Source organism: Pseudomonas sp. BC42 (assembly GCF_021560055.1).
GTDB lineage: Bacteria > Pseudomonadota > Gammaproteobacteria > Pseudomonadales > Pseudomonadaceae > Aquipseudomonas.
On record NZ_CP091067.1, the window covers coordinates 6,749,305 to 6,760,835 of the forward strand.

At 63.8% G+C, this 11,531-nt stretch carries 10 protein-coding genes; 3 read left to right on the forward strand and 7 right to left on the reverse strand.

Annotated elements, in window-relative coordinates; all coding sequences use genetic code 11:
* The first annotated feature begins 70 nt into the window (after positions 1–70).
* Together algB and L1O02_RS30475 are read left to right on the forward strand one after the other, a co-directional pair.
* Positions 71–1,417, forward strand: coding sequence for a sigma-54-dependent response regulator transcription factor AlgB (algB, locus tag L1O02_RS30470; protein WP_016963951.1), 1,347 nt, complete (start codon positions 71–73; stop codon positions 1,415–1,417).
* Between the two features lie 10 nt (positions 1,418–1,427).
* Positions 1,428–3,212 carry an ATP-binding protein gene (locus tag L1O02_RS30475; RefSeq protein ID WP_060836889.1) on the forward strand — a complete coding sequence of 595 codons (1,785 nt, stop codon included), beginning with the start codon at positions 1,428–1,430 and terminating at the stop codon, positions 3,210–3,212.
* Positions 3,213–3,216: 4 nt separating this feature from the next.
* Here the strand turns inward: L1O02_RS30475 and L1O02_RS30480 are convergent, their stop codons facing one another.
* From L1O02_RS30480 to L1O02_RS30510, 7 genes are all read right to left on the reverse strand, one after another.
* On the reverse strand, positions 3,217–4,836 hold the full coding sequence (locus L1O02_RS30480) for an EAL domain-containing protein (protein WP_060836888.1): 1,620 nt from the start codon (positions 4,834–4,836) through the stop codon (positions 3,217–3,219).
* A 75-nt stretch (positions 4,837–4,911) separates the two neighbouring features.
* Complete coding sequence (locus tag L1O02_RS30485; protein WP_060836887.1) at positions 4,912–5,691, reverse strand: N-acetylmuramoyl-L-alanine amidase; 780 nt, start codon at positions 5,689–5,691, stop codon at positions 4,912–4,914.
* A gap of 103 nt (positions 5,692–5,794) precedes the next feature.
* A complete protein-coding gene (locus L1O02_RS30490) occupies positions 5,795–8,002 on the reverse strand; it encodes a GGDEF domain-containing protein (protein ID WP_060836886.1) in 2,208 nt (735 codons plus the stop codon).
* A complete protein-coding gene (locus tag L1O02_RS30495; RefSeq protein WP_060836885.1) occupies positions 7,999–8,877 on the reverse strand; it encodes an endonuclease/exonuclease/phosphatase family protein in 879 nt (292 codons plus the stop codon). Before L1O02_RS30495 ends, L1O02_RS30490 begins: the two co-directional genes overlap by 4 nt.
* 8 nt (positions 8,878–8,885) lie before the next feature.
* Positions 8,886–9,515: a thiol:disulfide interchange protein DsbA/DsbL gene (locus tag L1O02_RS30500; RefSeq protein WP_016963942.1), complete on the reverse strand. Its 630-nt coding sequence runs from the start codon at positions 9,513–9,515 to the stop codon at positions 8,886–8,888.
* 195 nt (positions 9,516–9,710) lie between these two features.
* A complete protein-coding gene (locus L1O02_RS30505) occupies positions 9,711–10,316 on the reverse strand; it encodes a c-type cytochrome (protein WP_016963940.1) in 606 nt (201 codons plus the stop codon).
* 45 nt (positions 10,317–10,361) lie between these two features.
* Positions 10,362–10,652 (reverse strand): c-type cytochrome, encoded by a 291-nt coding sequence (locus L1O02_RS30510; protein ID WP_016963939.1) that lies wholly within the window; start codon positions 10,650–10,652, stop codon positions 10,362–10,364.
* A 193-nt stretch (positions 10,653–10,845) separates the two neighbouring features.
* Between L1O02_RS30510 and yihA the strand changes: the two genes are divergently transcribed.
* Positions 10,846–11,487 (forward strand): ribosome biogenesis GTP-binding protein YihA/YsxC, encoded by a 642-nt coding sequence (gene yihA, locus L1O02_RS30515; RefSeq protein ID WP_060836883.1) that lies wholly within the window; start codon positions 10,846–10,848, stop codon positions 11,485–11,487.
* The last annotated feature ends 44 nt before the right edge of the window (positions 11,488–11,531 follow it).

Consider the following 11,531-nt stretch of genomic DNA (forward strand, 5'->3'; position numbering starts at 1 on the left):
CAGAATCAACCTTGCAACTTGCCCGATTTATCCGGGACTAAATAAGATCATTCATAAAGGAGCCTGCGAAATGGAGTCAGCGCCGGAGAATCAAGGCCGCATCCTTCTGGTGGATGACGAATCCGCAATCCTTCGCACCTTCCGTTACTGCCTGGAAGACGAGGGCTACACCGTGGCCACCGCCAACAGCGCAGCCCAGGCCGATGCACTGCTGCAACGCCAGGTGTTCGACCTGTGCTTCCTCGACCTGCGCCTGGGCGAAGACAACGGCCTGGACGTGCTGGCGCAGATGCGCACCCAGGCGCCCTGGATGCGGGTGGTGATCGTCACCGCCCACTCCGCCGTGGATACCGCGGTGGATGCGATCCAGGCCGGTGCCGCCGATTACCTGGTCAAGCCCTGCAGCCCTGATCAACTGCGCCTGGCCACCGCCAAGCAACTGGAAGTGCGCCAGCTCTCGGCGCGCCTGGAAGCCCTGGAAGGTGAAGTACGCAAGCCCAAGGACGGCCTGGACTCCCACAGCCCGGCCATGAAAGTGGTGCTGGAAACCGCGCGCCAGGTGGCCGGCACCGACGCCAATATTCTGATTCTCGGTGAATCGGGCACCGGCAAGGGCGAGCTGGCACGGGCCATCCACGGCTGGAGCAAGCGGGCGAAGAAGTCCTGCGTGACCATCAACTGCCCGTCCCTGACCGCCGAACTGATGGAAAGCGAACTGTTCGGCCACAGCCGCGGGGCGTTCACCGGGGCCAGCGAAAGCACCCTGGGCCGGGTCAATCAGGCCGACGGCGGCACCCTGTTCCTCGATGAGATCGGCGACTTTCCCCTGACCCTGCAGCCCAAGCTGCTGCGCTTCATCCAGGACAAGGAATACGAACGCGTCGGTGACCCGGTGACCCGCCGGGCCGATGTGCGGATTCTTGCGGCCACCAACCTCAACCTGGAGGACATGGTGCGCGACGGACGCTTTCGCGAAGACCTGCTGTACCGCCTGAACGTGATCACCCTGCACCTGCCGCCCCTGCGCGAACGCAGCGAAGACATCCTGACCCTGGCCGATCGCTTTCTCGCACGCTTCGTCAAGGAGTATTCGCGACCAGCCCGGGGCTTTTGCGACGAGGCCCGGGAAGCCCTGCTCAACTATCGCTGGCCGGGCAACATCCGCGAGCTGCGCAACGTGGTGGAGCGGGCGAGCATCATCTGTCCCCAGGAACGGGTGGAGATCATCCACCTGGGCATGGCCGAACAACCCACCAACAATGCCCCGCGGATCGGTGCAGCGCTGAGCCTGGACGAGCTGGAAAAGGCCCATATCGGCGCGGTCCTGGCCACCAGCGACACCCTGGACCAAGCGGCCAAGACCCTGGGCATCGACGCCTCGACCCTGTACCGCAAACGCAAACAGTACAACCTGTGAGCGCTCCCCCATGAAGTTAGCGATGAAACTGCGAACCCGGCTGTTTCTGAGCATCTCGGCCCTGATCACCGTCGCCCTGCTGGGGCTGGTGCTCGGGCTGGTCAGCGTGATGCAGATGGCCAATACCCAGGAGTCGCTGATCCGCAACAACTTCATCACCCTCGACCTGGGGCTCAAGCTGCGCCAGACCCTGGGCGACCAGTTGATCATCATGCTCAGCAAGGAGCCCGACCGCGCCGCCCTGGAAACCTCCCGGGAGCACTACCTGGCATTGCTCGACCAGGGCATCGCCCAGGAACAGCAGAACCAGGGCAGCCAGCACTTTCAGCAGGCCCGCGATGACTACCTGAGTTTCTTCCAGGCCTTCGAACGCATCAGCGGCGCCCCCGGAATCAGCGACAACCAAGCGCTGACCGAGCGCTTCAATGCCTTGCGCAACGGCCTGATCAACGAACACAAGAGTGCCCTGGACAACATCAGCCAGGTGGAACGCCAGGCCCGTGACCGCGCCCTGCTGGTGGCCGGCCTGCTGGGCCTGGTGGCCCTGGCGGTGCTGATCATCGGCTTTATCACCGCCCATGCCATTGCCCGGCGTTTTGGCGGCCCCATCGAGGCCCTGGCCAAGGCCGCGGACAAAATTGGCCAAGGCAATTTCGACGTCACCCTGCCCATCTCCGCGGCCGCGGAAATGAACCTGCTGACCCGGCGCTTCGGCATCATGGCCGAGGCCCTGCGCCAGCATCAGGCAACCAATGTCGACGAACTGCTGGCCGGCCAGCAGCGCCTGCAGGCGGTGCTCGACAGCATCGACGACGGTCTGCTGATGATCGACCGCCAAGGCCGCCTGGAGCACCTCAATCCGGTGGCCCAGCGCCAGTTGGGCTGGGATCAGGAGCGCCTCGGCCAAGGCCTGGGCAGCGCCCTGCAACGCCCGGAGCTGGACGAACAGCTGCAGCTGGTGCTGCGCGGCGGCACCCTGGAGCGGGCCCCGGAAGACCTGGATGTGGAAGTCGACGGCGAGTCCCGTCTGCTGACCTACAGCCTGACCCCGGTGAGCCACACCCAGGGTCATATTCTCGGGGCGGTGATGGTGCTCCACGACGTCACCGAACAGCGTGCCTTCGAGCGGGTGCGCAGTGAATTCGTGCTGCGCGCCTCTCACGAGCTGCGCACCCCGGTCACCGGCATGCACATGGCGTTCGGCCTGCTCCAGGAACGCCTGCACTTTGCCGAAGAGTCCCGGGAAACCGACCTGCTCAATACAGTCAACGAAGAAATGCAGCGCCTGATGCAGTTGATCAATGATCTGCTGAACTTCTCGCGCTACCAGAACGGCCTGCAGAAGCTCACCCTCGCTCCCTGTTCCCTTGAAGAGCTGCTGGAGCAGGCTCTGGAGCGCTTTCGCGAACAGGCACAGCGCCAGGACATCGACCTGTTGCTGGACCTCCAGGCGCCGCTGCCGCGCCTGCACGCCGACCGGCCGCAGCTGGAACGGGTCCTGGACAACCTGATCGACAATGCCTTGCGCCATACCGCCAGCGGCGGCCAGATCCGCCTGCAGGCCCGGCGCCATGGCGAGCGGGTCATCATCAGCGTCGAGGACAATGGCGAGGGCATTGCCTACGGCCAGCAGGGACGGATCTTCGAGCCCTTCGTCCAGGTCGGGCGCAAGAAAGGCGGCGCCGGGCTCGGGCTGGCGCTGTGCAAGGAAATCGTCCAGCTCCACGGCGGCCGCATGGGGGTCTACTCAAGGCCCGGACAAGGCACCCAGTTCTACCTGGCCTTGCCCCTGTAGGGCATCAGGCTTCGTCGTCCAGGCGCCGGGGCACCAGGCGCCGCCCCCGGGTAATCAGCTCGGTGAACTGCAACGCGCTCAGGGCGTGGGCGAACAGCCAGCCCTGACCGTAGCTCACGCCTTCGCTGTTGAGCAGCGATGCCTGGTCTTCGAACTCGATGCCCTCGGCGATCACCTTGAGCTTCAGGGCATGGGCCATGCGGATGATGTGGGGCGCCACGCCACTGCTGGCGGCGTCATGCCCCAGGGCGTCGATGAACGCCTTGTCGATCTTCAGGCAATCCACCGGCAGGCTTTGCAGGTAGGCCAGGCTGCAGTAGCCGGTGCCGAAATCATCGATCAGCACTTGATGCCCCACGTCCCGTAGCGCCTGCAGGTTGTCCCGCGCCACCACCACATCGATCAGGCCGCGCTCGGTGACCTCGAAGGCGATCTGCCGCGCGGCCACCTTGTGCAAGGCCAGGAGCCGCGCCATGACCTGGCCGATGCGCGGCACCATGACATCGCAGGCCGCCAGGTTGACCGAGATGTACAACTGCGGATTGGCCCGCAGCACGTGCCCCAGTTGTTCCAGCAGGCGCTGCAGGACAAAGTCGGTGATCTGGCGGATCTGCCCGGTGTTTTCCGCCAGCGGAATGAACAGGTCGGGGCTGGTCAGGGTGCCATCCGGACGGCGCCAGCGCAGCAAGGCTTCGGCCCCGACGCAGACCCGGCTGCTGAGGTCGAAGATCGGCTGGTACAGCACCTGCAACTCGCCACGGCGCAGAGCGCCTTGCAGCTCCGCCCCGAGGGATTGGCGCTGACGCGCCAGCTGATACACCAGCCCGCCGATACACAGCGCCAGCAACAGGCTGATCGGCAACAGCCACCACCAGCCATCGAGCATTTCCGCCTGCATGCTGGCCCGGGGCGTGATCAGCACCAACTGGTACTCGGGATTCTGGGTCGGCATGCGATAGATCAGCAGGTCCGGGGTGACCTGCAGCGGCCCGTCGCGACCGGCGCGCCAAGGTTCCACCGGCGGCCAGGCACGGGCCTGGCCCAGTACCGGAATCGCCCGGGCACCATGCTCCACCACCACCATCAGGCTGCCACCGGCCGGCAGGTCCACCACATCGGTCAGGTGCCCGCGGGAAGTGGCCACGCGAAAATCGCCCCGGCCCAGCATTAGCGCGGCCAGGTTTTCATTGGGCTGGGCAGAGGTGTTGAGCCAGTAGCTGTAGGTCGGCCCGCGGATATCCGGAGCCCTGAGCGAGGGCATCAGGCTCTGGCGCGGCGAGTTGGAGCAGCTCTGGGTGGCGTCCATGTAGGCCGCTTCATAAATGAAGCGGTAGTTGAAGCTGACCTGCTGCAGGGCGCTGATCAGCTCGGCGCTGCACTCGCGCAGCGGCTGGGCTTCGAGCTCGTCCAGTCCTTCACGCAGTTGCCCGAACAGTTGTTCCAGACGCTCCAGGAAGCGCTTGCCCTGGGCATTCATCTGTTCGCTTTCCCGTTGCTGGACCTGATGCATGGCCACCCCGGCACTGCCGAGCACCAGCAGCGCCGCGCTCAGCGCAGCCGCCAGCGTCGCCAACAACCAGGGGCGATGGAACCAGGTGCGCAGGGGCTCACGAGGGACGGGCATCGTGGAGGATCCGAGGGATACCAATGAGTTATAGCAACTGATTGGGTAATCGGCCCGGACCGTCCGGCGGCGTCATTATTTTGTCTGATTGAGGACCTGGAGCATCGCAGCACTTTCGGCATCCGGAATGCCATCGAAACGGCTCGGGCGATAATGCATCTGGAAAGCCGCCAGCACGTGCCGGGTGGCCTGATCCAGCTCGCCGGTCTGCGGGGTGGCGTAGCCCAGCTGGGCCAGTTGCTGCTGGAACCAGCCGATGCTCGGCAGGCTCACCGCGAAGTACGCCTGCTGACGGGCCACCGCCTGGGCATTGGGCCACAGGCCGAGGCCGGCGTCGGCCAGGCGTTTCCAGGGGAACAGCGGTCCCGGGTCGAGCTTGCGCGATGGCGCGATGTCGCTATGACCGATGATGTGACGCGGGGAGATGTTGTTGCGCTTGCTGATGTCTTTGAGCAGCACGATCAGATTCTGGATCTGCGCTTCGCTGTAGGGATACCAGAGCCGTCCGTTGGGGCCATCGCGAAAGCCCGGGTTGACGATCTCAATGCCGATCGAGCTGGAGTTGAGCCAGGTACGCCCCTGCCACTGGCTTTCGCCGGCGTGCCAGGCGCGATATTGCTCGTCCACCAGTTTGTAGATGGTGGCCGACTTGTCGTCGCCGATCAGGTAGTGGCTGCTGACCTGGCCGCGCGTCAGCAGGGCCAGGGAACGCTCCAGGGACGCGGAGGTGTAGTGAACGATGATGAACTGAGCCCGCTGATCGTAATTCACCGAGGGGTGGCTGGTGTCGATACGCGGACCGCTGGCGCAGCCGGCCAGGAGCAGGAGCGAGAAGGCAAGAGCAAGGCGTTTCATGGCAGAAGGCAATACGCTGAAGACAAAGAATGCAACAGTGTAACGTACTGCCCCCGCCACCATGGGCAAAAACCGTGGCTTGAGACAGGAATCGGCCTGCGCCTCAGCCTGCCTCCACCCGGTTGCGACCGGCGTCCTTGGCCCGATACAGCGCCTGATCGGCTCGTTTGATCACCAGTTCGCTGCGATCACCGGGCTTGAACGCACTGAGGCCGACGGACACGGTGATGGTCACCCGCTCTCCCTTGAAATGAAACGGGCAAGCCTCAATCGCCGCCCGCAGCGCTTCCACGATTCGCGCACCAACCGGCCAGGGGGTATTGGGCAGCAGCAGGACGAACTCCTCGCCACCGAAGCGAGCGATGAAATCGCTGCCCCGCAGACGCTTGCGCAGCACGTTGGCGATGATCTTCAACACCTTGTCCCCGGCCAGATGACCGTAGTTGTCGTTGATCCGCTTGAAGTGATCGAGGTCGAGCATGGCCAGCAGCAGGCTGTTGCCATGTTGCTGCCATTGGCCGATCTCGTGCTCCAGGCGCTCGCTCCAGGCCGCGCGGTTGGGCAAGCCGGTCAAGGGGTCGATCAGCGCCTTCTGCCGCTGTTCTTCAAGGTGTTCACGGTAGCCCTGGGCTTCCTGCTCCATGCTCGATACGCGTTCTGCCAGGCTTTGCAGGCGGGCGGCCACTTCCTTCTCGCGCTCGTCGCGCTGCTTCTGGTGCTGATCCATGGTGCCCAGCAGACCTTCCAGATGACTTTCCAGCACCTGCTTGAGGTCATCCAGGTCCGCCGCTTCCTGCACACTGCTTTGCAGGCCATCGACCTGTTGGCGGATCTGCGAGTCCATGGCCCGCGCCGCCGAGCTGCTGTCGGCATGGCCGTCGCTGGCCGCCTGCAGATTGCTCTGGAAGGCTTCCAGACGCTCGTTGAGCTGTTTGAGGTAGGCCTCGAACTCGTGTTGGCCCGAGTCGGTGATCGCCAGCATCAATACCGCCAGATCATCGAGGATCGGCAGCAATTCATACCAGTTCAACCCATGCTGCAGACGATCGCGCATGGCTTCCGCCTGGGGTCGATGGCGCTCCGGCAGGCTCAGGTCGTCGAGCAGCCCCAGCAGGGTGTGCTCGATATGCTTGGCCACCGAGCTATAGGACGGCTCGGGGGAGTCCGGCAGGGCGTAGAGCACATCGTGCTCGGACTGCTCCGGATCGATGGCGGCCAGGGCCTCGGCCATGACCGGCGGCAAGGGCAGGCTGTCGAGCAGCACCGCCGGGGAAACCGCAGGCAGAGGCAGCAACTCATCGGGGTTGGGCGCAGCCGGCTCGCTCTGAGGCTCGCTGGGAGCCTCTGCCGGCGACTCGGCGAGCGCGACCGGAGCGGCGTCGACGGATGCCGGAGCCTGATCTGCCAGTTCGAGCGCAACGGGCGCTTGCATCTCGACCTGGGGCGCCGGCTCCTGCGGCTGTTCCTGCGCCAGGACAGGGGGCACGAATGCCACCACCGAAGGCGCGGCCGAGGCGCCGACAGCTTCGGCCTCAATCCTGGCCGGCGCGTCGGATGCAGGCTCCGCAAGCACGAGCGCCTCGGGTTCGGCCGGGGCGGGGGCCACGGCCAAGGGTGCCGGAGGAATGGCGGCGACTTCCGGCAAGTCCGTGGTCGGGGTCTGGTAGTGCTCGCGAGCCACTGCCTCTGGTTCTGCAACTGCCTCGGCCGGAGGAGGGGATTGCACGCTCGCAGCGGGAACAGGCGCCGCGGGCGGGGCCGTTTCGGCCTGGGGCGCTTCACCGGCGTCTCGTCCCCCGAAGAGGCGCTGCAGCAGACTCGGGCGACCTGGCTCGGCCGGGGTTTCCAGCTGGCTCAGGGCCTTGCCCTGAAGGCTGCTGAGCTCCCCCAGCAACAGGGGAATCTCCCGCGCCTGGCCGACCCGCCCATCCAACTGCTTGGCGAAGGCCTTCAACGGGCGGCTGACTTCCCGGGGCAAGGGCAGGGACTGCAATTGGGTCACCAGCGCCGTCAAGGCGCTGCTCATCTGTTCGATCCTGGTTTCACGCCGTTGCTCGGAATCCAGCACGGCCTTTTCCAGGCGCGGCAACAGGGCCGCAAGCCCCGCATCCATGTCGTCGGTGCGCACCACCTCGCGCATTTCCTTCATGCACTGGTCGACCGCGCGGTCGGTGCCTTCCGCCGCCAGGGTGCTGCGCACCAGGCCGCGACGCAGCAAGTCCAGGCGAGCGGCCCAACGGCGCTCAAGCTTTTCCTGCTGTTCGATACTTTTGAGGTACTTCTCTTTCCAGCGCTGGGCGTCGTCGCTCATTCATCGGTTCCGCGAGGTGCAGGACTCAACGCGGGCAATGCATCGGCCGTGAGCGAACCCGGCAGACGAATCTCTACCGCGACCGGCAGGTGATCGGATATGGGTTGGGCCAGGACTTCGACTCGCTCCAGGGTCAGGCTGGGGCTGAGCAGGATATGGTCCAGGCAGCGTTGCGGACGCCAGCTGGGGAAGGTCGCCTGCAGTTGCGGCGCCAACAGGCTGAGGTCGCGTAAAGGGGAGTGCTCCAGCAGATCGCTGGCGTGGGTGTTCATATCCCCCATCAGCACCTGATGTTTGTAGCCGCCGATCAACTCGCGGATATACGCCAGTTGCCGGGTTCGGACCCGGGCACCCAATGCCAGGTGCATCATCACCACCACCAGCGCTTCGGGGCCTTCACCAAAACGCAGGAGGATCGCTCCGCGCCCCTTGGGGCCGGGCAGCGGATGGTCTTCAATGGCCCAGGGACGCAAGCGGCTGAGCACGCCGTTGCTGTGCTGTGCCAGGCGTCCAAGGTTGCGATTGAGCTGTTGATACCAGTAGGGGAAGGCGCCCAGCTGAGCCAGGTGCTCCACTTGATTGACGTAGCCCGAACGCAGGCTGCCGCCATCGGCTTCCTGCAGGGCTACCAGGTCGAAGTCCCCCAGCAGGTTGCCGATCTTCTGCAGGTTTTCGGCACGCCCGTTGTGAGGTAGCAGGTGCTGCCAGCCACGCGTCAGGTAATGGCGATAGCGCTCGGTACTGATACCGACCTGGATATTGAAACTGAGCAAACGCAGGCGACTGTCCGCTGGCAGGCCGGTCGACGCCAAATGGTGTTCGTTGACCTGCGGATCATGCAGGCCAACGATGCGTTCCGAGCCCCAGCGCGGCATGGCGGCGCTTACTTGGCTGCGCGCTCTTTGGCGATCAGCTGGTCGGCCACGCTCAGCGCGCCTTCAGGACCACCGGCGGTGCCCAGGTCGAAACGGTACTTGCCGTTGACCACCATGGTCGGTACGCCGGTGATCTGATAGGCCTGGGCCTTCTTCTTGGCGTCCTCGACCTTGCCTTTGACGGCGAAGGAGTTGTAGGTGCTCAGGAACTTGTCCTTGTCGACGCCTTCGGCGGCCAGGAACTCGGCCATTTCCTCGGGAGTGGCGAGCTTCTTGCCGTTGTGGATAGCTTCGAATACGGCTTTGTGAACCTTGTGCTCGACGCCCATGGCTTCCAGGGTGATGAACAGTTGGCCATGAACGTTCCAGATGCCACCAAACATGGCTGGAATGCGCACGAAGTTGACGTCGGCAGGGAGTTTCTCAACCCAGGGATTGATGGTCGGCTCGAAGGCATAGCAGTGTGGGCAGCCATACCAGAACAGCTCTACGACCTCGATCTTGCCAGGCACGGCAACCGGAACGGCGCTGCTCAGCTCGACGTAGGTTTTACCGGCTTCAAGCGGCTCGGCAGCTTGAGCGGTCACGCCAAACAGGCTGGCGGTGACGAGAGCGGCGCTGAGAATCAGATTACGCATGCTTTACTCCTGGACAATTTTGGCGCCTCGCGCGACCTGAATTCAGACAGATCATGGCGGGCTTGAGTTCGCTAGTGTAGCGGCAGACGCCATAAAAAAGGGCGGCCTGAGCCACCCTTTATGCTTGCACCGTCAGATTAATCGATCATTAACGTTGCCGCGGCTCAACACCCTCGGCAACTTGATCGAGCCGGCTTAGTGCAGGCCCTGAATATAGCTGGACACCGCCTCGATGTCTTTGTTGCTCAACTTGGCGGCGATGCTGCGCATGACCATGGTGTCGCCGTCGTTGGTACGGTTGCCTTCGCGGAAGTCGGTCAGTTGCTTGGCCACATACTGTGCGTGCTGGCCACCCAGATGCGGGAAACCGGCCGCTGCGTTACCCGCGCCATTTGGCGAGTGGCAGCCGGTGCAGGCAGGCATGCCCTGGTCGAGCTTGCCACCACGGAAGAGCTCTTCGCCGCGGGCCACGACTTTGGGATCGGCGGCACCGACGCTGCCTTTCTGGCTGGCGAAGTAAGCGGCGATGTCAGCCAGGTCCTGATCGCTCAGGTTGGTCAACAGGCCGGTCATCTCCAGCACTTGGCGCTTGCCGGACTTGATATCGTGCAGCTGCTTGTCCAGGTACTTTTCCCCCTGGCCGGCCAGCTTGGGAAAGTTTGGCGCCATGCTGTTCCCATCAGGACCGTGGCATGCGCCACAGACTGCGGCTTTCGCCTGACCGGCAGCAGCGTCGCCTGCGGCATGGGCTACACCTGTGATGCCCAAGGTCAACAGCAGACTCACGAGTAATTTGTTCATCAGCTAATCCAACTACGGCTAAGGGTTAAGAGTTATGGGCCGGGATCACTCGCTCATCCAGTGGATGATGGCTCGGTAATCCTCGGCACTGCAGTCCATGCACAAACCACGCGGCGGCATCGCCTTGAAACCCTGGGTCACGTGTTGCACCAGCGTCTCCATACCTTGCGCCAACCTCGGCGCCCAAGCTTCCTGGTCGCCCTTGCGGGGCGCCGTGGGTAGTTGGCCGGAATGACAAGCCCCACAAACACGGTTGTACACAGCTTCCGGATCCTGTGTAGCCTGAGCGCTGTAAAGCGGCATCAAGACACCGGCAGCTAGCAGCCATTTCGTCATAAAACGACCTTTTCAGGGTTGAGAGCGTGCTGCGTTCTAGTGCGCAGTCAAGGTTTATCGCTCTCGTGAACTTCATCCTACGCTGGGACAAAGCGCACACAAAATCTGCGGCATTATATACTGGCGCTACTGAAACGGAAACGACACCGCTCGCCGCGTCCACTCTCGGCATCGCCCCTATCTCGGAAATCCCATGCAACTCAAGAACCCCATCCTCGGTCTGTGCCAACAGGCTACGTTCATGCTCAGCGCCGCCAAGGTCGACCAATGCCCGGACGATGACGGCTTTGAAGTGGCCTTCGCCGGGCGTTCCAACGCCGGTAAGTCCAGCGCCCTGAACACCCTGACCCATGCCAGCCTGGCACGCACCTCGAAAACCCCGGGGCGCACGCAGTTGTTGAACTTCTTCAAGCTAGACGACGATCGCCGTCTGGTCGACCTGCCGGGCTACGGCTACGCCAAAGTGCCGATCCCCTTGAAGCAGCACTGGCAGCGCCACCTGGAAGCCTATCTGGGCAGCCGCGAGAGCCTCAAAGGCCTGATCCTGATGATGGACATCCGGCATCCCATGACCGATTTCGACCTGCTGATGCTGGATTGGGCCGTGGCCAGCGGCATGCCGATGCACATCCTGCTGACCAAGGCCGACAAGCTGACCTACGGCGCGGCCAAGAACACCTTGCTCAAGGTCCAATCGCAGATCCGCAAGGGCTGGGGCGAAGCGGTCACCATCCAACTGTTCTCGGCCCCCAAGCGCATGGGCCTGGAAGAGGCTTACACCGTACTGGCGGGCTGGATGGAACTGGCCGACAAAGGCGCTGAAACCGAGGCCTGAGCGGTGGATAAAAATTGTCTGCGCGGTGATCAGGCAAGGCAAAA

What these genes read in the sequence shown, in the direction of transcription:
- yihA (WP_060836883.1), top strand. Translation starts at nt 10,846, where the DNA reads ATGCAACTCAAGAACCCCATCCTCGGTCTGTGCCAACAGGCTACGTTC.
- L1O02_RS30510 (WP_016963939.1), bottom strand. Translation starts at nt 10,652, where the DNA reads ATGACGAAATGGCTGCTAGCTGCCGGTGTCTTGATGCCGCTTTACAGC.
- L1O02_RS30500 (WP_016963942.1), bottom strand. Translation starts at nt 9,515, where the DNA reads ATGCGTAATCTGATTCTCAGCGCCGCTCTCGTCACCGCCAGCCTGTTT.
- L1O02_RS30505 (WP_016963940.1), bottom strand. Translation starts at nt 10,316, where the DNA reads ATGAACAAATTACTCGTGAGTCTGCTGTTGACCTTGGGCATCACAGGT.
- L1O02_RS30495 (WP_060836885.1), bottom strand. Translation starts at nt 8,877, where the DNA reads ATGCCGCGCTGGGGCTCGGAACGCATCGTTGGCCTGCATGATCCGCAG.
- algB (WP_016963951.1), top strand. Translation starts at nt 71, where the DNA reads ATGGAGTCAGCGCCGGAGAATCAAGGCCGCATCCTTCTGGTGGATGAC.
- L1O02_RS30490 (WP_060836886.1), bottom strand. Translation starts at nt 8,002, where the DNA reads ATGAGCGACGACGCCCAGCGCTGGAAAGAGAAGTACCTCAAAAGTATC.
- L1O02_RS30480 (WP_060836888.1), bottom strand. Translation starts at nt 4,836, where the DNA reads ATGCCCGTCCCTCGTGAGCCCCTGCGCACCTGGTTCCATCGCCCCTGG.
- L1O02_RS30485 (WP_060836887.1), bottom strand. Translation starts at nt 5,691, where the DNA reads ATGAAACGCCTTGCTCTTGCCTTCTCGCTCCTGCTCCTGGCCGGCTGC.
- L1O02_RS30475 (WP_060836889.1), top strand. Translation starts at nt 1,428, where the DNA reads ATGAAGTTAGCGATGAAACTGCGAACCCGGCTGTTTCTGAGCATCTCG.